Annotated in this window: 15 protein-coding genes and 1 pseudogene; 14 read left to right on the top strand and 2 right to left on the bottom strand. The window is 45.3% G+C overall.

The annotated features are described in order from the left end of the window. Positions 1–3 precede the first annotated feature (3 nt). The 7 genes and pseudogenes from srtB to MHI38_RS15920 all read left to right on the top strand — a co-directional run. Entirely contained in the window at positions 4–780 is a 777-nt protein-coding gene (srtB, locus tag MHI38_RS15950) for a class B sortase (protein ID WP_341181431.1), read from the top strand. 209 nt (positions 781–989) lie between these two features. Next, complete coding sequence (locus tag MHI38_RS15945; protein ID WP_445667214.1) at positions 990–1,628, top strand: hypothetical protein; 639 nt, start codon at positions 990–992, stop codon at positions 1,626–1,628. Positions 1,629–1,872: 244 nt separating this feature from the next. Next, positions 1,873–2,283, top strand: a complete 411-nt coding sequence (locus MHI38_RS15940; protein ID WP_154889719.1) for a VOC family protein — start codon at positions 1,873–1,875, stop codon at positions 2,281–2,283. Positions 2,284–2,523: 240 nt separating this feature from the next. Further along, positions 2,524–3,774, top strand: coding sequence for a TerD family protein (locus MHI38_RS15935; RefSeq protein WP_154889721.1), 1,251 nt, complete (start codon positions 2,524–2,526; stop codon positions 3,772–3,774). 102 nt (positions 3,775–3,876) lie between these two features. Then, positions 3,877–4,752: an AraC family transcriptional regulator gene (locus tag MHI38_RS15930; protein ID WP_154889723.1), complete on the top strand. Its 876-nt coding sequence runs from the start codon at positions 3,877–3,879 to the stop codon at positions 4,750–4,752. A 249-nt stretch (positions 4,753–5,001) separates the two neighbouring features. Beyond that, the gene (locus MHI38_RS15925; RefSeq protein ID WP_261769292.1) at positions 5,002–5,691 is read left to right on the top strand and encodes a hypothetical protein; all 690 of its coding nucleotides are present in this window, start codon (positions 5,002–5,004) and stop codon (positions 5,689–5,691) included. Between the two features lie 11 nt (positions 5,692–5,702). Continuing rightward, a pseudogene (locus tag MHI38_RS15920) lies at positions 5,703–5,960 on the top strand (CD3324 family protein); the annotation flags it as partial. Positions 5,961–6,504: 544 nt separating this feature from the next. Here the strand turns inward: MHI38_RS15920 and MHI38_RS15915 are convergent. Together MHI38_RS15915 and MHI38_RS15910 are read right to left on the bottom strand one after the other, a co-directional pair. After that, a complete protein-coding gene (locus tag MHI38_RS15915; protein ID WP_186809682.1) occupies positions 6,505–6,663 on the bottom strand; it encodes a hypothetical protein in 159 nt (52 codons plus the stop codon). A gap of 377 nt (positions 6,664–7,040) precedes the next feature. After that, positions 7,041–7,802: an AraC family transcriptional regulator gene (locus MHI38_RS15910; RefSeq protein WP_154889725.1), complete on the bottom strand. Its 762-nt coding sequence runs from the start codon at positions 7,800–7,802 to the stop codon at positions 7,041–7,043. A 266-nt stretch (positions 7,803–8,068) separates the two neighbouring features. Between MHI38_RS15910 and MHI38_RS15905 the strand changes: the two genes are divergently transcribed. The 7 genes from MHI38_RS15905 to MHI38_RS15875 all read left to right on the top strand — a co-directional run bounded on the left by MHI38_RS15905 (position 8,069) and on the right by MHI38_RS15875 (position 21,933). Further along, on the top strand, positions 8,069–9,196 hold the full coding sequence (locus MHI38_RS15905) for a BMP family ABC transporter substrate-binding protein (protein WP_154889727.1): 1,128 nt from the start codon (positions 8,069–8,071) through the stop codon (positions 9,194–9,196). Positions 9,197–9,346: 150 nt separating this feature from the next. Beyond that, positions 9,347–10,903, top strand: a complete 1,557-nt coding sequence (locus MHI38_RS15900) for an ABC transporter ATP-binding protein (protein WP_154889729.1) — start codon at positions 9,347–9,349, stop codon at positions 10,901–10,903. Next, the gene (locus tag MHI38_RS15895; protein WP_154889731.1) at positions 10,900–11,949 is read left to right on the top strand and encodes an ABC transporter permease; all 1,050 of its coding nucleotides are present in this window, start codon (positions 10,900–10,902) and stop codon (positions 11,947–11,949) included. The genes MHI38_RS15900 and MHI38_RS15895 overlap by 4 nt, the downstream gene beginning before the upstream one ends. Then, complete coding sequence (locus MHI38_RS15890) at positions 11,942–12,877, top strand: ABC transporter permease (protein ID WP_154889733.1); 936 nt, start codon at positions 11,942–11,944, stop codon at positions 12,875–12,877. The genes MHI38_RS15895 and MHI38_RS15890 overlap by 8 nt, the downstream gene beginning before the upstream one ends. Positions 12,878–12,887: 10 nt before the next feature. Then, a complete protein-coding gene (locus tag MHI38_RS15885) occupies positions 12,888–13,847 on the top strand; it encodes a nucleoside hydrolase (RefSeq protein WP_154889735.1) in 960 nt (319 codons plus the stop codon). A 1-nt stretch (position 13,848) separates the two neighbouring features. Continuing rightward, positions 13,849–15,240 (top strand): ADP-ribosylglycohydrolase family protein, encoded by a 1,392-nt coding sequence (locus MHI38_RS15880; protein WP_221787641.1) that lies wholly within the window; start codon positions 13,849–13,851, stop codon positions 15,238–15,240. Between the two features lie 393 nt (positions 15,241–15,633). Continuing rightward, positions 15,634–21,933 carry an Ig-like domain-containing protein gene (locus MHI38_RS15875; protein ID WP_341181429.1) on the top strand — a complete coding sequence of 2,100 codons (6,300 nt, stop codon included), beginning with the start codon at positions 15,634–15,636 and terminating at the stop codon, positions 21,931–21,933. Positions 21,934–21,964 lie beyond the last annotated feature (31 nt).

Genomic DNA, 21,964 nt, shown 5'->3' with positions numbered 1-21,964 from the left:
AACATGAGCAAAACCAAAAAAATTCTTATCGCCATTTCCTCCCTTGTGTTGGTATTCTCTCTCATCGGTATTTCAAGAACGCTGCTGCGAGATTATGCTGAGCAACAGAAAATAGATGAGTTGGCGAACATGTGGGAGGAAGGGTCGAATAAAAACGGAGGGGATGCAATCCCCTCTTTTTTGTTCAATAAGAAGAAAAAGCGAGTCATGCTTCCTGAATTTCAAGCCCTTTACGAGCGGAACTCGGACATTGTGGGCTGGCTGAAGATTAACGGCACTCGAATTGAATATCCTGTCATGCAAAATCCACAGGATGCGGATTATTATCTGGATCATGATTTCGATAAGAAGGAAACCCAAGGTGGCCTTCCTTTTTTGGACAGGCATAGCCAGATCAGGGGTTCAGATATTTTGCTAATTCACGGACATCATATGAAAAGTGGCTGGATGTTTAAAGACCTAATGAAATACAAGAGTGAAAGCTTTTATAAAGAGCACGCTACATTCGAGTTTAGTACGCTTTACGAAAAGGAAGAGTACGAGATTGTTGCTGTGATTCTATCCAAAGTGTATCGTAAATCAGATGACGTGTTTAAGTACTATCAAATTGGGGATGTACAGACGTCCACCGAGTTTGATTCATATGTTCAGAATATCAAAAAACTCGCTCTTTACGACACAGGTGTAAACGCTCAGTATGGTGATAAACTTGTTGTACTGTCCACATGTGAATATTCGACTGAAAATGGCCGGCTAGCGGTAGTTGCTAAAAAGCGTTAAGGCCGATGACCAAACACCAAATGAATGGGTTTCATCTCGCGTGTCCTCTTTAGAGGACACGTTTTTTTGTGTTATCCCCTAACTTTTAATGAAGTTTCAGGATTGAGATTAAACGTAGGTGGATTAGAGAGGAGTCTTCTTTATAATGGAGATGAGTGTTATATGCGAATAAATAAGTAAATATCAGATTCCGGAGAGGGAGTTGTAAAGTGCCGATAGAGAATCAAGCGAATATGTTGACGACTAGAGTAGAATCTATTCTTTATTATGCCGAACCGTTCTTAACCAGTGAACATAGAGCAGGCTGGATCGGCGGTAATGCACCTGAGTTTTTTGACGACCAATCTGAACTCATCCACGAAGGTAACCAAAAGTATGCTTTCTATCTGAGCCTTAACCATCCCTTCAAACCAGAGAGCATGATCTCGATCTTTATCCCTGAAAATCGTGAAAGCTATCTGAAAAATAACATCTATCCTGATTGCTCGATCAAGGTGATTGAACATCCTGTTTCAGCAGAAAGCATCCAGGTGTCTTTTACTCACAAAGATCTGATAAGACACTCCATCTCACACGGAGAAAGAAGCATGGACGAAGAATCCATGGAGCAGCCCTTTTTGATTAAGGTGGGCGGTAATCCGAGACTGATTCAGGATGAAGACTATTATTTCGCAGAACTCAAGAAAGAGTCACTATCATTCTTTTTCCAAGTCGATGAAGATGGTTATCCCGATACATTGATTCAAGAGGATGGCAATTATCCATTTGGTTTTGGTTCACTATATATTTTCGCCAAAATGGGTACTGAAATAGAACACCCTGTAGCCGGTTTCTGTCAGTTTTCTTAAGCGCAATAGACGAAAATCGCATGAAATCCTTAACCGTCCTGTTCTCTGCAGCGGTTATTTGGGGGGAGGCGAATTGGATACGTCGCTGCTTCGTGATATGTAAGTCCAAAGAGTACCTATAAACGCTACTGACATTACGTTGTCAGTGGCGTTTTTTTATAATCAGATCAGTATAGCAAGGGAGGCAGGTAAGTAACAAGATTTAGGGATAAATAATGTAGAAAATTAGGGAGGATGATCTGTTATGAATATTGCATCTGTACGTATCATTACTGACAATGTAGAGGGTCTTGTGGTGTTCTATGAACACGTTCTTGGGGTGACAGCGGAGCGCCCTGCACCTGTATTTGCAGAGTTTGTTTTACCATCATGCACGCTTGCCATCGGGCACACCCAGACCACAGCATTATTTGGAGTGGATGGTACAAATGCATCCTGGGCCGTGAACCATCCAGTCATTTTGGAGTTCCATGTTGCTGATATCGAAGCGGAATACGTGCGCCTGAAAACATACATTCATGATTGGGTGCAACAACCAACCACAATGCCTTGGGGAAACCGCTCAATGCTATTTCGTGATCCGGATGGCAACATGGTAAACTTCTTTCAACCGATAACCAAAGAAGCGATTCAACGATTAAATGATAGACATTAACCTGTAAATATACGCATAAAAATCAGCTCACGTCTTGTTTACGATTTTCAATAAATCAGTAGACAGGGCGTTTTTAAATCTGTATTTGGCGGAAAAAAGCAACTCATAACTACGGCAGCGATTCAGCTCCTAAGTATTTCCTTCTTGTGGTAATATAAGTGAGTCAGTACATATTCTGCGCTTTGGGAACGAAAAGATCAGCTTGAGTACGAGACATCAATGGATAGGGAGTGATTTTGAATGAGTCAGTTTCTTCAGATGGGAGCAAATACAACTTTAAGTGCGGCAAAAGGGAGTATCAAGATTAGCCACGAGATTTCTACTCTCATCGATGTTTCACTAACTGCCTTCCTTTTAACGGAGTCCGACAAGGTGCAAGGAGATAGCGGGATCATTTTTTACAATCAACCAACAAGTTCCACAGGTGTAGCCACTCTTTTACCCTCCGAGCAAGCAAGTAATACCAAAGTACATAGAATTGATTTCGATATGGATAAAGTTCCTGAAGGGATAACCAAAATAGCAATAACACTGACAGAGGATCATAACACGGGATTTTCGAATGTGAAAAATCTGACAGCTGAAATATGTACTGATAATACAGTTATTCAGTTATCTCCCTCCAGCTTCACGAACGAAAATGGAATCGTAGTTCTGGAATTATATTTAAGGAATGGACAAACCAAGGCAAAATCAATCTGGCGCGGATTTAATTCAGGGCTTGAAGGATTGTGTAAAAACTATGGTGTTGAGGTTGAAGCGGACGAACCAAGCAAATCTGCTGAGCCTCACATTACTCCAAACCCATCACCAAAAGTGTCTGATTCAATGAGTGGAGCTGCTGCTGATCAGACAAATACCCAATCATCTAAATCATCATTAAATCTTCAAAAGGTAACGGGTAAGATTAACCTCGAAAAAGGGCAAAAGTCAGTACTCATAGATAAAACACCAGAGATTACAGCTACAGTATCATGGGAGACTGGAACGGATTATGATATCTACGCTTTGGTCTACACCAAGGATGGTAAGCAGATTGATGTAGCTATGTTTGGTGCGAAGGGCGTACCGCCACTTCAAAGCTTTGGTAACGGTGCTGTAGAACATAAGGGTGATGTGGGGAGAAGTAACCAAGCCATTAAGACAGAGGTGATCAAGTTAAGATTAAGAGATGATATCCTCGCGGTTGTTCCTGTCGTTTATTCAGCTCAGTCCAATGGGACAGGTTCTTTCTACAGATACAAGGTCTCGATGAGTATAGATAATCATGAGGGAACCTCTGTTACGATCTCGGCTAAGAATGCCAATAACAATGATAAGATATATACCTGTGTACCAGGAATACTGTATAACACACCAGACGGTGTAATCATAAGTCCATTGGAGCTTTATAGTAAGCCTAATTCAGAGAATAGGCCAAAGCTCAAGATGGGATCTTCCAAAATGGTAGAAGTGATCATGGATAAAGGGCCGATGAATGACTATAAATAATCAAATGGTTCGTTCAAGTTACTGTCCCACAAATCCGTGCATAAAATGTCGGATGTGAACATTCCACTCTTGATATTCTATACCTGAAAGGAGGTCATTTGGATGGATTCGCTGGAAAATCTGAATAGAGCCTTACAGTATATTGAAGATCATCTTGAGGAAGACATCGATCTGAAGGAAGCAGCGAAACGGGCACATTGTTCAGACTATCATTTTTCAAGAATGTTTTCCTTTCTTGCAGGCATTCCGTTGTCGGAATACATCCGGAGGAGGCGTCTGACTCTCGCGGCATTCGAACTTCAAGCTGGAGATTTAAGAATTGTGGATGTGGCAGTGAAATATGGTTATCGATCAGCTGATGCTTTCTCCAGAGCTTTCCAAGCATTGCACGGAATAACGCCCTCATCGGTCAGGTCGCATGTGTCGTCTTTAGTAGCCTATCCACGAATGACCTTCCAATTAACTGTTCAGGGAGGAAATGCAATGAACTATCGTGTTGTTGAGAAGGAATCGTTCTATATTGTAGGCATAATGAAGAGGGTACCCATTCAATTTGACGGGGTGAACCCGGAAATTGCATCAATGTGGCAAAGCTTAACCAGTGAAGATATTGGTGAATTGAAACAACTTTCCAATGTTGAGCCACAGGGATTAATTTCAGCTTCGGTGCATTTTTCTGAAGGGCGAATGGAGGAAAGAGGAGAGCTGGACCATTATGTAGGTGCTGCTACATCATCCAAGGAGTTTCCAGAGAGATTTGCAAAGTTAGAGGTTCCCGCAATGACGTGGGCCGTCTTCGAAGCGGTTGGACCTTTCCCGGAAACGTTACAACAGGTATGGGGTCGAATCTATTCCGAATGGTTTCCTTCTGCCAGCTATGAAGTGGCGGAAGGACCGGAAATCTTATGGAATGAAGGTAAAGATGTGTCATCTCCCAACTTTAAGAGCGAGATTTGGATACCTGTTATTCCAAGATAATAGAATAGTAGTGCGGTTACTTGTATTTAAGGCCATCCATCAGAGGATGGCCTTAAACGTATGTTTGAACACAGCATGGTAAACCCTGATCCAAATATAGGGGAATTTTTATAGAGCTAGGTAAAGTTTACTTAAGATATTCATTGCCTATATCCCGCATCATTTCGAGTGGTATCCTTTTCTTATGTCAGATGCGCACCTGATGAATCTTAATTGAGAAAAGGAGAAGAAGAGATGAGTAAGGACCACATGATTCGTTCGATGCTATCTGAAAACGTAAATATGACGCCGAATGGACGTATCGCTGATCAATTAAACCTGGAAGAGTTTGCTGAGTGCCACGAGCTATTTTTTGACAAGATCATGGAAATTCATGTATCTGATATCCAGGGAATTGAGGGCTACGGTGAATTTGATGAGGAATGCAAAACAGAATACGAGAGTTGTAAAGAATTTCTGATCGAAACATTCGCAGAACCTCAAGAGGGCTATTGGTACAATTGGCAGGAGATGTTCGAGACAACGATACTTGATCGTGAATTTTTTGAAACATATTTGCAGGAAATGAAGGATAGAATCCCGTATTGTGAGGGGAAACGCTATTTGGTCTATAACAATACATTCTTCGTTAATCTGATCACGGATGGCAAAACGACGGTTGGATTCCCTGACTGGAGCAGATCCGGCATCGGCGATTTTCTTCTCGATTTTGTAATTATGGATTTAAATAAGCCATACTTGCGTATTCCAGAATTATTATTTGATTACTGCAAAAAAAGGGAGATTGTCATACCCGATTTTCAGGAAAGATTTCTATGTATGGCTTATTATAAAGGCATTGATGTCTTGCGCTGGCACGCATCTATTGATGATACGGAGTCCTGCCGGTCCATTATGAAGTCTATCAGTGAACTAAAAGATCGAATTTACGCTTTATAGATGGTGATATTATGAAATATATCAATGCTAGCGATGTTCTTCCCGAGGAGCTGATGAAAGAAGTTCAGAAGTATGCGGCAGGCAAACTATTGTATATTCCTTCCGGGGAGGAAAAAAAGGGTTGGGGCGAAACGTCGGGTTACCGAACTCAACTCAAAAAGCGCAATCGAATGATCCGAAATAAGTACGCTCATGGGCTCACTGTATCAGAACTTGCGGACGAATATTATTTATCTCTGGACTCCATTAAGAAAATCATCTACTCGAAGCATACCGATGCACAATTAACGTATTCTCCGACACTAGAATCAGCTGTAAGCTATGCCAATACCGGCATGCTTGAAGAATGGATACAATGCTATTTGTTGCTCACTTGCCAAGCCTCTCCCGATGTGCAGGGACTCATCAAGGAAGATGATTTAAACTTTGGAGTGGTTCAGTTTCCATTACGCCTTATTCAGTATGAAGAATTCGATAGCGTGGAGAACGTAGCAAGCGAAAGTGATGATACATCTATGTCCCCACCACTTCTTATTCAGTATAGGGAAGGAAAGTTTCATTGCATGATGCACAAGGGATTGCTCGCTTCGTTGAAAGAACGCAAAACAAATGCCTATCCCTCTATCATTGTATTAAAAGAAAATGCCGAGTATAAAAGATTCATGAAACATTTCGGCAATGTATTCATTTTTGTTGATAAAGTTTGATTTAATGCTGGGCCATCCTGTAAAGGAGGCCCTTAATATAATTGGGAAAATGATATTCTTTCTTTTTAATTTACAAAGTTTAGTAGTAAAGCAAACATTGTGCAGTTTATCCTACGCCATCACTTTCTAACAGGGAGTAAAAATTATCGCGGTCTTCATCATCGAATTTGCCAAGCGTCCGCACCTTGACCATTTCATGCCCGCCAAACAGGTCGATCTCTTCGCCATAAAAGAGAGAAAATTGGATTTTATCCACGCTGTTCATGTAAAGCTCCTTTCTGAATTCTTCATCATTCTGAACAATATTTTACGTGATACCGGATGAATTGAAAAAAGTGATAATGCCCTGCATATCCGGAAATTCAATACTGTATAGAAAGAATAGAGGGGGGCTCGCTCGTTATATCGCTCATTCGCACATTATTTCTTGACGAGAGGGGATTTGGGGAGTATTATAACGTGCCGGTTTTTAGAAGGTCTATCCATAAAAATAAGAACAATCTCACGTCCTGTTTACGGTTATCAACAAACCAGTAGATAGGACGTTTTTCGTTCGTTAAGTTGAACGTAGCAACAGGCGAGGTATAACCCCAAAAAAGCATCTGGCACCCTCACTCTCTCACAGAGCAAAAATCAAGGGTGCTAGATGTTCGTGATCTGCAAGTTTTTGCGATAGGAGCGCGGGGTTGTACCAGTCTCTCTTTTGAACATGTTGCAGAACTGAGCATCATTCACGAATCCAGCCTCGGCGGAGACATCCGAGATGGACATCTGTGTGCTGGCAAGCAGATGCTTTGCGTAATCCAGGCGTTTGATTAGCATATATCGAGAAGGGGAGGCTCCGTATTTCTCTTTGAACAGATGCCGGAAGCGATCATAGCTATATCCGGACATGTTCGCTAACATCTCGATGGAGAGACGTTGTGTGAAATGTTCATTTATATATGAAAGCACATGTTGGAGTCGATCTCCGGAGAACAGAGGGTACATGCTGTTACCTCCACGATGGAGCAAGTGCAGTAACATATGGTGTAGACGGTCGTTCAGGTAGTCCTGAGCACCTTCACCCCGCCGTGTATATTCCGTGTTCAACTGTAGCATGTAGTTATAGATGTTATGCTCCCGGTCATCCTGATGCATGCCTTGCAGCTCGGCAATTTCGGACAGATCCGTCTGAAATCCAACAAAAAGTACCTCAGCGTCCCCGCGATGATCCTCATCATGCTGTTGGTGTGGCGGAATAAGTGCATAGGTTCCAGCTTGAAAATGGTAGTTATGTTCTCCAATCATGGATGTCCCGTTCCCTTTAAAATAATATACCAACTCATAACATTCATGGCGATGAGGGATGATATGTGTGAACCGGACGTGTTCGGCTCTGACAACATATAGAACTTGATCCATTATTGTTTCCCCCTAATTTCGACAATTAGCCGAATCGTACAAAAAAGCGACCGAAATCATATAAATATAATGGCTTGATTTTGTTATGATCATACTCATAAACGAATGTTAAATGAAAGTAATCGTTTTTACGTTCGGTTATAGCAGAAAAGAAAACGCATTACAATTCAGAATTAGGTTTTAATTTACATGATTTATAAAGCTGGGCTGTAAGCACGACAGATTATCCATGATTTTAACAACAAACAGGGGTGTGAGTAAAGAACATGAAGAAGAATGCGTTGGTAATTTGTATGGTAGCGTTGTTGTTGCTTCTGTCCGCATGTGGAGGTAAGAAGGGTACAACAGGTGAAACGGGTTCAGCAGGAACGGGGAATGGCGGTGAGCAGACCAATCAACTGAAAGTGGTATTGCTGATTCCAGGTACACTGGGAGACAAATCCTTCTTCGACGCTGCTAATCATGGTCTTGAGCTAGTTAAGTCCGAACTGGGCGCTAAGACCAAGGTCATTGAAATGGGTGCAGACAAAACAAAGTGGGAGCCAACGTTTAACGATATTTCTGCTGAGGACTGGGACATCGTCATTTCTGGTGGCTCTGAAATTACAGAAATGTTTAATGCTGCTGCGGAGCAGCATCCGGATAAAACGTTCATTAACTACGATACAGACATCGAGGATGCCCCGGCCAATGTATATAATATGTCCTATTCTACTAATGAAGTATCCTTCCTGGCGGGAGCGGTTGCGGCGCTCACGACCAAGTCGGACATGCCAAATGCAAACAAGGACAACCTGATCGGTTTCCTGGGCGGGATGGACATTCCCGGTATCAATGCTTTTCTCGTCGGTTACATTGAAGGAGCTAAGTACGTAGATCCAAATATTAAGGTCGCTGTATCTTATGCTGGTGATTTCGTCAATCCGGCCAAAGGAAAAGAACTTTCCCTTATTCAATATAACTCGGGAGTTGACGTGATTTTTAACGTAGCGGGCGGTACAGGCCTGGGGATTTTTGATGCAGCCAAGGAAAAAACCAAGTATGCGATCGGCGTGGACTCGGACCAGGCTGCGTTGCTCAAAGAGACAGACCCTGCCAAAGCTAACCTTATCATTACTTCTGCGATCAAAAAGATCGACACTTCGATTTTGGAAGCCGTGAACCAGGCGAAAGAGGGCAAGCTGGAGACAGGAAAGCGCCAGGTGATGGGCTTTGTCGAGAACGGTGTTGGTATTGCGGAGAATGACATCTATACAAGTGTATTCCCTGCTGATCTGCAAGCGAAAGTAGAAGAGATCAAGAAGAAACTTGAAAACAAAGAGATTAAGGTATCCAATGCGATGGGCATGGAAACCTCAGAGATCGAAGCGATCCGTAATAGCGTGAAGCCATAAGATAAGCATAAACATTCGTTTACTGGATAGGATCATCGGAGTGAAATAACCGAGTGTATGTTGTACAGCTGGAGATGTAGTCATGATCATTGATGCATTTTCGGCTGTACATTTTTTGTGCACATTGCTAGTAGAGAGGAGCAACCCGACATGTCCGGCGCACTGTTGGAAATGCGTAATATTTCAAAGGTTTACCCCAATGGGGTGGTCGCTAACAAGAATGTTCAGTTCTCCTTGCAGGAGGGAGAGATTCATGCCATCGCCGGGGAGAACGGGGCGGGCAAGTCTACATTGATGAAGATGATGTTTGGCATGGAAGAGCCGAGCGAAGGCGAGATTTTGTTAAAAGGAAAACAGATCAAGCTTGGCAACCCTCAGGATGCTATTGCGCTTGGAATCGGTATGGTGCATCAACACTTCATGCTCGTTCCTTCCTTCACCGTGGCTGAGAATATGGTGCTCGGCATGGAGCCGAGACGCGGTGTGGGCATTCATTATGCAGAAGCTGTCCGCATGACGGAGGAAACGGCGCGCAAGTACAATCTGTCCGTGAATCCAAGGGCCAAGGTTGAGGATTTGAGCGTAGGGATGAAGCAAAAGGTAGAGATTTTGAAAGCTCTGCTACGTGGTGCAGAAATACTCATTCTGGATGAGCCTACAGCCGTACTAACTCCACAGGAGACAGAAGAGTTGTTCCGAGAGTTGAAGCTGCTGAAAGAAAAAGGACATACGATTGTGTTTATCTCGCACAAGCTGAAAGAAGTGAAAGCGATCTGCGATAGAATTACCATTTTGCGTGGCGGACGTACCGAGGGTGTGCTTAACATTGCAGATGTGACAGAACAGGAAATATCACGGCTAATGGTTGGACGGGATGTTGTGCTTAAGTATGACAAGACGCAGAAGAATTATGGTGAGCCTGTACTGTCTGTGCAGAATTTAGGGGCAGTTGATCCCGAAGGCAAGGCACTGTTGTCGGATATCAGCTTTCATGTTCGTGCAGGAGAAATTGTCGGGATTGCTGGTGTAGAAGGCAATGGGCAAAGTCAGCTCGTAGAAGCACTGACTGGAAGCTTGGGGAACCGCTATGCAGGCGGCAAGGTCGAAATGAAGGGAAAGGATATTCATTCACTCGGTATCCGTGAGATTCGTGGGCTCGGCGTCTCCTACATCCCGGAAGACCGGATGCGCCAGGGGTCAGCTGGTGAGGCAAGTATTGCAGACAATCTGATCTCCACCCGGTACCGTTCGAAATTGCTGAATAGAGGGCCGCTCCTTAGTATGTCATCCATTCAAAAGCTGGCAAGTTCTCTGGTGGAGGAATTCAAGGTTCGTTGCTCCGGCCCGTCACAGCCAATCGGTATGTTGTCAGGAGGCAATATGCAAAAGGTAGTCGTTGCCCGTGAGTGCTCAACCGAACCGGATCTGCTCATAGCAGAGCAACCTACGCGGGGGGTGGACATTGGAGCGGCACAGTTTATCCATCAGAAGTTGCTGGAGCTACGGGATGCGGGCTCTGCAATTGTGCTTGTATCGGCTGATCTGAATGAAATTCTGGAAATGAGTGATACACTGCTTGTGTTATATGACGGCAAGATTGCCGCCCGGTTGGATTCGCCGTCAAGCGTCAGCGAAGAGGAGCTGGGTCTCTACATGCTTGGGATTCGTGAGCAGCAGGAGCAGTATGAGGAGGAGGCTTCCCCATGATCCGATTAAAATATTTTGAAGTATACCGCACGGCAGCAGTCATTCTTATTTCTTTAGCTATTGCATTTATTATTATCTCTCTGGTGAGCAGCCAGCCTGTAGAGACTATCCGCATCTTCCTGTTTGAGCCGCTGTCCACCTTAAGCCGCATGGGCAATGTTGTGGAAATGGCAATCCCGCTCATGTTTACAGGGCTGTCGGTGTCACTCCTGTTTAAAACGAACATGTTCAATTTGGGCGCAGAAGGCATCTTTTATATCTCAGGTATTGTTGCTGCCATTCTGGCTATTCATCTAAGCATGAACGGAATTATGCACCCGATCGTGGCGATTGGAGCGGGTTCGATTGTGGGTGCACTACTCTCAGCTATTCCCGGTTATCTAAAGGCCAAATGGAATGCCAATGAACTGGTCACATCACTGATGTTTAATAGCATCTTTTTTGGAATTGGCTTGTATCTGTTGAATTATCACCTGCGGGATGCCAAGGCGTTCTCGAATGTATCTTATAAATTTGCCGAGACGGCACAGCTGGACAAAATAATGCCAGGCACACGGCTGCATACCGGACTGATCATTGTGCTGGTGTTGATTGTTCTTGCTCATTATTTCATGTATCGCACGAAGTGGGGATATGAGCTGCGCATGACGGGAGCCAACCGCGAATTTGCTGGATACTCCGGTATGAAAACAGCAAAAGTCATCATTCTGGTGCACCTAATTGCAGGTTTTATTGCCGGTATGGGTGGTTCGGTCGAAGTGCTGGGCATGTATAATCGCTTTCAATGGACGGCATTGCCGGGATATGGACTGGATGGTGCACTTGTGGCCATGCTTGCCAAGAACAATCCTCTTTCCGTCATTGGTGCCGCACTCTTCCTCGCCTATATTCGTATCGGTGCGGACCTGATGGCTCGTTTGTCGGATGTGCCTTCCGAGATGATTTCCATTATTCAAGCAGTCATTATTTTGCTGATCTCTGCGGAGCAGTTCTTGAAATTCTGGAAGAATCGGATGCTGCTGAAGGAGGCCAAACTGCATGAATAGCCTGCTGAACGTCATTTTAACGACGGATTTTGCCTTCTCTGTATTACGGGTTACTACTCCGATTTTGTTCGCGGCTTTAGGTGCATTGATCTCCAATCGAGCTGGGATCATCAACATTGGTATGGAGGGAATCATGCTCGTATCCGCACTGGCGGGGGTTGTTGTCAGCTCATACACGGCCAGTGCCTGGATCGGATTACTTGGCGCAGTGCTGTCGGGTACGGCGATTGCCGGAATGCTTGCTTTCTTCACCCTTAAATTCAAGACGCATATTATTCTCGGCGGCGTTGCCATCAATATGTTTGCATCAGGGGGAACGGTGTTTCTACTGTACTTGCTTAGTGGTGACAAAGGTTCATCTACGTCCTTGCCGAGCAAGGTGCTGCCTAGTATAGATATTCCCCTGTTGCAACAAATTCCGGTGCTCGGCCCGATTCTGTCAGGGCATCATATTTTGACATATGCTTCCATTCTAGCCGTTATTGCCGTCTATTATTTATTAAAACGTACGCCACTAGGTCTGCAAATTCGTTCCGTCGGTGAGAATCCGCATGCGGCACAGTCGGTTGGTGTCAGTGTGGTGAAAATTCAGTATATGGCTTTGTTGCTGAGTGGATTCTTTGCCAGTTTGGGTGGTGCCTACATGTCGATGGGATATTTATCTCTATTCACCAGAGATATGATCGCTGGCCGGGGCTGGATTGCCATCGCAGCGGAGTCTATGGGACGCAGTACAACCGTAGGCACAGCCCTGACCTCACTGCTATTCGGTGGAGCGGAGGCACTGGCTAATGCATTGCAGGTGCTCAAGATACCGGCTGAGTTAATCGGTACATTGCCTTATGTAGCCACCGTGATCGGACTAATTGTTTATGCGATTGCTGAGACACGTAAGAAGCGGCGTAAATTCGCACAAAAAACGAACTGAGGAGAGAACAATGACAAAACCTATAATTATTGACTGTGATCCAGGACATGACGACGCAATTGCCATTTTGCTGGCGCTGGCTAACCCAGAGCAGCTGGAGATTAAGGGCATCACAACAGTGGGCGGCAACCAGACCTTAGAGAAGATTACGAATAATGCGCTCAAAATTCTCAGTTTTGTCGGAGCGGATATCCCGGTAGCGAAAGGAGCGAAGGGGCCGCTGTTGGGTTCCTTAGTGACGGGAGAGGAAGCCCATGGTGAATCGGGAATGGACGGCCCTGTACTTCCGCCAAGCCGCTTTCGGGCAATTGAAGAAGGGGCTGTAGAGTTTATACGAAATCTGTTGCTGTCTTCGGATGAGCCGATCACCCTTGTGCCCATTGGCCCGTTGACCAATATTGCTACCCTCATTCGTGCGTATCCTGAACTGAAGTCACGGATTGCGGGCATTTCCATGATGGGTGGAGGCATTGCTTATGGAAATGTAACTCGTACAGCAGAGTTTAACATCTATGTTGACCCGGAAGCGGCCCAAATTGTATTTGAATCAGGAATTCCGATCACGATGAGTGGACTGGATGTGACGGATAAAGCGGCTATTTTTGACGAGGAGATTGAGGCTTTGAAAACACGCGGCCCCGTATCAGTTATGGTTGGGGAACTGCTGGACTTCTACTCGATTTACGGCAAAAAGATGGGTTACCATGGCAATGCCCTGCATGATCCGTGTGCCATTGCATGGCTGCTTCAGCCTCAGCTGTTCCAAAGCAAAATGCTGGACGTGACGATCGAAACCCAAGGAACGCACACACGCGGGATGACCGTGGGCGACTTGCGCACCAAGACAGATCGCGAGCCTAATGTGAACGTACTGCTAGATGTTGACCGTGATGCCTTCATTCGTCTCATCTATGATGCACTTGCTATCCTGGACGCTCGTGTAGAGCAATCTCCACAAGGGGATTCTTAATATGGCAGGCTGGACTGACTTGCGAGAGACGGTGCGACTTGAACTGCTTCAACGGGGTGAGGAAGGCTGTGACACTCAGGGATATATGCAAAAGTGGGACGAGGCCGCTGATGATGAGAGCACGCTGTTGCAACTCTACCGAGAACTGATGGAACTTCAGGTATCGGCTGATTTTCCTTTTGCAGAACCTTCGAATTTGGAAGACATCCGTGCTTTGCGTCCAGAGGGACCTCGCGAGCTTCAAGCGGACTGGAGTGAGCAAGTATGGCGAGATAAATTCTACGGGGCTTGGCTCGGGCGAAGTGTTGGGTGTGCACTAGGGAAGCCATTGGAACACCCCGATTACCTCTACGGTAAGGATGGACGCCCGGGCTGGGAAAATATTGAGCTTTGGTTCAAGGGAGCTGACGCCTGGCCAATTCGAGGGTATACTCCTGAACATTCCCGTGCGGAGCAGGAGTATGGCTTGAGTTTGACAGAACTAGGGCCTTTAAGTGTCCGAGAGAAAATTCGGTTTATGGAGAGCGATGATGATATTCGTTACACGATTCTGGGCTTGCTGTTGCTGGAGGAAAAAGGGCTGGACTGGGATTCGTGGGATATCGGAAAACTGTGGCATCACCGTCTCACATACAGTCAGGTATGTACAGCGGAGACACAAGCATACATGAATTTCGCTCAGGAGACCTCGCACCTGAAATCGGATAAACCTGTAGATTGGGCGCAACGCCAGGAGTGTGTGCGTATGTATCTTAATCCATACCGCGAGTGGATCGGAGCTGCAATCCGTGCTGACGGATTAGCATATGGTGTAGCCGGACGACCTGAACTGGCAGCCGAACTTGGCTGGCGAGATGCCTCCTTTTCTCATGTCAAGAATGGTATTTATGGTGAGATGTTGAATGCAGCGATGATCGCTGCGGCGTTTGTGGAAAATAATAGCGAGCGTATCGTAGAAATTGGACTCAGCGAGATTCCGAAGACAAGCAGACTGGCCGCAGATGTGCTTCAAGGCATGGAGATTGGACTCTCTGCTCGGAACGAGCGGGAATTGGTCAGCAGGATTTGGGATACGTTCAGTCATTATGATGCGGTGCATACCAATAACAATGCTGCACTGGTAGCAGCATCTCTGGTGTATGCTGGCAATGATTTTGAGAAGGCAGTTGTCACGTCTGTTTATGGTGGGCTCGACACCGATTGTAATGGAGCTACGGTTGGGTCGATCATGGGTGCGCGCCTTGGGGCAGCACAGTTGCCCGAATCCTGGACAGCTCCACTAAACGACACGCTGTACGCCGATCTGGTTGGATTCGATCCGGTGTCGATCTCTTCCTGTGCTGAACGCAGCTATCAGGTGTTTTTGAAGCTTCACAATCAAGCGCGTAACTAGGGCGTGTCTTGAAACCTACTGAAGTACATCTTTTACCGCCTTTTCGTCCCTGATGCGTCAGTTTCCTTTGCTTGGAACGATCCTATCATAAAATAGAACTCGAATTAATTATATTAATAGTGTGTAGCCTTAGGATTTTCCTAAGGCTTTTTTGTTGTTCAGTATTTGTTTAGAGACAGAGGTTATACTGAATCTCGCTAATCATCTTTTATATAGAAAGTAGGTCATAAACAATAATAGATTCAGTAGATTGCTTTGTGAATGCACGTTTGTAGATCAGGCACAAGAATTCCCTATAGCAAGTTAACTGGGTTGCATATATGAAAGGGGATTCAGAATTATCTACAGCAAGAAACCAGTTACATTTCAATTTTATATGGAGGCAAAAAGGATATGACCAAAGGCATCAAAAAAATCATTTCTATTGTGCTCACGGTATGTTTAATCCTGGGGGGGAGTGGCCTATCTGCATTATTAGGTTCAGTAGCCTATGCAAATAACGCTCCAACCACAGCAGAGGCAAACTACAAGCAATATCGTGTGAAGTTAATGGCCGATCCGGTCACAGATACAGCACCTGCTGGCTTCGGTACAGCTGCCTCAGATGGAAGGATCTGGACAGACAAAAGTGTTACGGCAGAGAATGATGGTACATTCAATATTCAGTTATCTGCACTAGCACAAGAATATATGACATCCAACTCCACGAATCCAGGCGTTGGCGGTAACAGCAATGCGAACGGATCTGCGGCAGACGTAACTTTTATTTTGGATATGAGTTCTTCAATGGGTACCCGCAGCGGTAAAGAAATAGCGCTCACAGCTGGAGATGCAGGCGTTTATTATCGCGTAGAAGCTATGGCTAAGGCTGCAAATGACGCCATCCGTACAGTCATGAACGCCAATTCCAACAACCGTGTTGCGGTATATTGGTTCGGCGGATCAGCTGATGCTAACCATCTCGGTACATTTATGGAGATGGGACATTACGAATTTAGTTCGGGTCATGGTACAGAAGACTATCTGAAATATGTAGGTGGCAATACTCAAACGGTTACTTTGAACAGTAATCTAATCAAAGATGGTAGTTCCGTTGGAACACAACCTGCAGTTGGACTAGGGCCCGGCACTCCCACTCAGGACGGCATCATGTACGGTGTCTCGAAGACGATGAGTAAGGTGGGAACGAAGGGAGCAGGCCCAAAGCGACAGCCTTATTTATTCCTTCTATCTGATGGAGCGGCAATTCATGCCAAGAAAGCATGGTCTCTTTCGCCGAAAGGCAGTTCATTTGAGACCGATTTTGCCAATGCATTAGCTGAGGCTATAACAATCCCGAATTATAATCAAAGCGGAACGAATGTTAACAAGTATGTGCCAGCTACAGCGGGCGTCGGTTTGGCAAATACAGGTGATCCGGAAATTGCTGCGTTAACCATTCTTACCGGTGCATATATGAAGGATCTTATGGACCGTAAATACACCGAATACAATGGGGGAGAAGCCACTCAGTCCAAAGTGTATACTGTAGGGTTGGGTTCCACAACGGCGATCAATGGACCGTATAACGGTAACGAACCTGTGTATGCGTGGGCAGGACTTGATCCGAAACGAGTCAACGAGAATAAGGAAGATAGTAATTATAACTATGGTACTGCCAAGAACACATATGACAAACTGAGTGCATATGCATCTCAGGGGCCTAATGGATTTAACTATGCCAATTCATTTGTATACAGTAGTTATTACACATTTGCCCCAACGTATGACATTGTGAAATCAGCTTTCTCTGGTTTAACCAATGATGTCGAGGCTACTACAACGATACTTCCGCTTCTCAACATACCGGAAACCACGGATTTGGGGAACGGTGGGGAGACGGCAGATATCGCGAGTGCTATCGTTGTTGCAGACGATATCAGCAATGATTTTGCTGTGGATCTGTCCACGTTAAAAATCGGGGATGCTGTTGCGACAGTAGACACAAATACGAATATAAACGGTGGTACAGCGTATGCATTCGCGGGGTATGGAAGTAAGGCGGTCATTAAAACCGTCGCAGGCGTTAGCAATCTTACATGGTATATTGACGCAGATGATATGCAATCGCATATTTACCGTTTCAAAAACCGGACAAGTCCGCAACCTGGAGACTATAGTGCGCCAGCAGGCGGTTCTTTTAAAATCAGTTATAAAGTAAAACCGACATTTCAGGTAGCACCTGATCAGGTGACGGACATATCCCGTTACATCAATGCGGGCAATGCGAATGACGGAGCCAAGACGGCAGCGTACTTCCACCCACCTGCTGACAGTCCCTATTATCAGGCTTTAACAAGTAAACAGACCATTTCCAAAACGGGTGGAATCGGCGCAACGTATGTAACCGAGGAATCGCTGAATAATGGCAAGGCCATTATGAGACTTGGAAACAACGGGAAGCTTGATTTGCAGATGGGAATTATGAAGACAGGCCCGGCAACCGTTCCAATTAACGGGTCTATAGATTACAAAGTGACCATCTATAACTATACAAATATAGCTATTACAGGGCTCAGCGTCATTAGCGATGGCCAAACCCAAACAGGGATTGATGTTCCAGCCAATGACAGCAAGGTGCTTACTTTTACGAAAACTGCACCGGGCACGCCGCAGACGTTAGATAGCGATAATGCTGTCATTTCAGGAATTAACCTTGCGTCGAATACGGTATCTACGGATGTAACCAACGTGACCACAGCTGTAATCAACACGCATGTTATTGGAGCCGTTGGTGGTACATCTGTAGGGGATGCCACCTATAACATTGGTGATTCTGCAACAATTACAGCTACTCCGAATCAGGGTTATACATTCGCAGGGTGGTATGATAACCCGGGAGGAACAGGAACTCCTGTAAGTACGGATGCAACTTATCAGTTCAATGTTCAGACGAATCAGGATTACTATGCAAAGTTCACAACGCTACCCGTAGCCCATGATGATACTTATAGCGTTGTGAGAGGAGAAACTCTCAGTGTTCCAGTGGAAGAGGGCATTTTGCTCAACGATACGGATAGCGAGGGACGTACACTTACTGCTGCAAGTATCAGTTCAATCAGTGATGAAGGCAAGGGGACACTGAATGTATATTCAAATGGATCATTCACCTTTGTGGCGGAAGCAGAAGCATCGGGTAGTGTGACGTTCACCTACAAAGCTAATAATGGTTCTGCCCTATCGAATGAAGCGACGGTAACGATTAACATTACACCACCTGCACATAAACCAACCGCGAAAAACGACAGCTACAACGTTAGAAGCGGAGACACACTGGATGTTCCAGCGGAGAAGGGCTTGCTCTCTAACGATACCGATGATGAGAATCATCCGCTCACCGTGGACCATGTCAGTTCGCTTAGTGATACGAGCAAAGGTACACTACATGTAAATCCGGACGGATCGTTTACGTTTGTTGCGGACGCAAATGCATCGGGTAATGTGACATTTACTTATGAGGCCTATGACGGGACAGCCTACTCAAGTTCAGCTACGGTTACCATCACCATCAAAGTGCCGATCACGACTCATGTCATTGGTAATGTTGGTGGCGTAACAGAAGGTGACGGTGTCTACGGTCTTGGTGAATCTGCAACGATTAAGGCAGTTCCAGCTTCCGGTTATGCCTTCGCAGGATGGTATGACAACGAGGAAGGTACAGGTACACCTGTAAGTACGGATAAAGTTTATGCATTGACAGTTTCCTCAGCTGGAGACTATTATGCAAAATTCAGTAAGCTGTCTACAGCTGAGAATGACAGCTATCAGGTAGTGAAGGGCCGTACGCTGAACGTTCCTGCGGCAACCGGTATTCTATTGAATGATACCGTTGTAGGGAACGGTACGCTTACTGCCGTGAGCATCAGCTCCCTGAGTGATACAAGCAAGGGTACACTGAATGTTAAAACCGATGGTTCATTTACGTTTGTGCCTGCTGGAGAAATATCTGGCAGTGTGACGTTCACTTATCAGGCTTATGATGGAGTAGGTAATTCCAACGAAGCTACGGTTACAATCACATTTATCAACCCTAGCATTGATGGAACAATCAGAGATAAAGAGACCCAAAATCCGGTATCCGGTGCTACTGTAATTTTGCGCGACCTTGCGGGTAAAGAGAAGGGGCGTACTACGACCGATACAAATGGGAAGTACAATTTCGAAGACGTCGTCATCAATAATTATATTTTGGAAGTTGTGCGTGATGGATATAGCCCGGCGCATAGAGAAGTCTCTGTGTCTACAGCCAATGTGAATGGAAACGGACGTATCACCGAAGATTTTGAACTTGTGGATTACGAGATAACATTAACAGCCAACCCCTCATCCATACTTGGTAATGGTACGGCTACATCCGAATTTAAGACGGTGATAACCGATAAAGAGGGGCGTCCTCAGGCAGGCGTTGAAGTTGTGTTTGAAGTACCGAATACAACGTACGGTCATTTTACCGGAAATACCAATACGATAACGGTTCTGACGGATGCACAAGGCGTTGCTAAGACAACCTTTACTGCAGCGGTTCTTGGGGGTGCGGGATCGGTATCCATACCGCTGACGGCAACCGTAGATGATAGCCAAAAGGGTATCCAGGTTAGTGACACGATCTATATCACGATTACTCCTGGGGTTATTACAGGTGTTGTCACAGACCAGGCAGGACATCCGTTAGCAGGTTCCACGATTAAAGTAAGTAAAGATTTTGACGGAGATGGCATTGCTGATTTTCACGCGGTTGCTATTACAGGAGTTGATGGGGCATACACCATTGCTATACCGCAGGGGAATGTGACGTACGATGTATCGATTACAAAGCTGGTTGAGATCAACGGTCAGCAGAAATCGGTCACGTTTAATCAGAACGTCCCCGTAAACGGAAGTGTGGATGGCCATTCCTTTGATGGAAATAAAACGGTATCAGGTATTGTCCTGGTTGGAAAAACGCAAGGGGAATCCGCAACGCTCGATGGGACTGTGGGCGGTGGCTACAACGTATTGATCAATGATGGCAATGGCGATCATACAGGTCCAGTTGACCACAACGGTATATTTAATATTGACAGTGTGCTCAAGGGCAGCTATACGGCAAAAGTTATCTATAACATTCCGCTTCCAGGAGGCGGGACACAACCTATCGTTGTAGGGCACATGAATGCCGAAATTAATGCAGACGGACAGATTAGCATCAGTGAAGTGCTTATTGACCCGTATGGTACAATTACAGATTCCGTAACAGGTCAACCGATAACCGGTGCTGTTGTTACACTTCATTACAGTAACGGAACAGTTGTTAACTTGCCGCCAGTGAATAACTTCCCACCAGCGGATAATGCCAACCCGCAGACAAGTGATGCGACAGGGCAATATGCCTTTATGGTATTTCCGCATACGGACTATTATTTAACTGCGAAGAGAGCTGGATATAAGGATTTTGATAGCAGAGTTGTTGATCCAAGCCAACCGCTGATTCATGTGGGTACGGATATTGTGCTGTATAACTTTAGCATGACACCTATGCCAACATCTGGAGGAACAGGATCAGGAGCAGGAACGAGTGCGGGTGCATCAAACTCACCGACAACTTCAACTCCACCAGCAACTGTTCCAACAACTACGACGCCTTCGGGGTCTATCGATCTCGCTACAGCGATTCTGGTTGACAAAATGAAGGGTGGCGAAGGAGATACACTTACCTTCACCGTGATCTATGCCAATAAAACCTCGATCGATGCCGATGGTGTGTACATCAAAGTTAAGATCCCTTCAGGGCTAAGTTTGGTGGATGCGAACGGCGGTGTTTTGACAGGCCAAGAACTCAAGTGGAATGTTGGTAAGCTGACGGGAGGAACGCAAGGCAAGCTGACGTTCAAACTCAAGGTTAACGATATGAACGAAGGTGAAGATTTTGGGACCATAACGGCTAGTATAGGCACGGATCACAAGCTTACACTTACGAATACACAAGATGATGCATCCTTGATCAAGGTGATGTTGTATTCTAACCGTTATGAACATAAGCATGCCCGTTACATTATGGGATATCCAGATGGTAACGTTAAACCCGGACGACTCATTACCCGTGCAGAGATTGCTGCCATCTTTGCCCGTACACTGCAATTGCAAGATGAGGTTCGTCACGTACAGTTATTCAGCGATGTTGCTACAAGTTACTGGGGAGCCGATTATATCGAAGCAGTTGTAAACAAAGAGATATTTAAAGGTTATGCAGATAACACGTTCAAGCCAGATCAACCGATCACACGGGCAGAGCTGGCAACAGCCATTGCTCGTTATCTCGGAGTTGCAAGAGAGCTGAAGATGAACAATGTATTGAGAATCAGCTCGTTTACCGATATTGAAGGGAGCTGGGCGGAGCAGTCTATCGATGAGGTATACCGTTTTGGATTCCTATCAGGATACAAAAATGGCTCCTTCCAACCCAACAGTCAGCTTACCAGAGAGGAAGCTGTCAAGATGATTAACGGTATGCTGTACAGAGGTCCATTAACCGGGGTTGAAGCTTCTTATCCAGACAACCGTTTGGGCAGATGGTCATTCGGACATCTTGAGGAAGCGACAAGAACGCATACGTACAAGATCAATCCAGATGGCTCCGAAACGATGTTAAAATACATTCCGGAAGATCTGTGGTAATTCGCGAAAAATAAAAAAGCCGAAGCGGGGA

Source organism: Paenibacillus sp. FSL K6-1558, from assembly GCF_038002565.1.
Lineage (GTDB): Bacteria > Bacillota > Bacilli > Paenibacillales > Paenibacillaceae > Paenibacillus > Paenibacillus polysaccharolyticus.
This window is presented reverse-complemented; position numbering and strand designations above follow the sequence as displayed.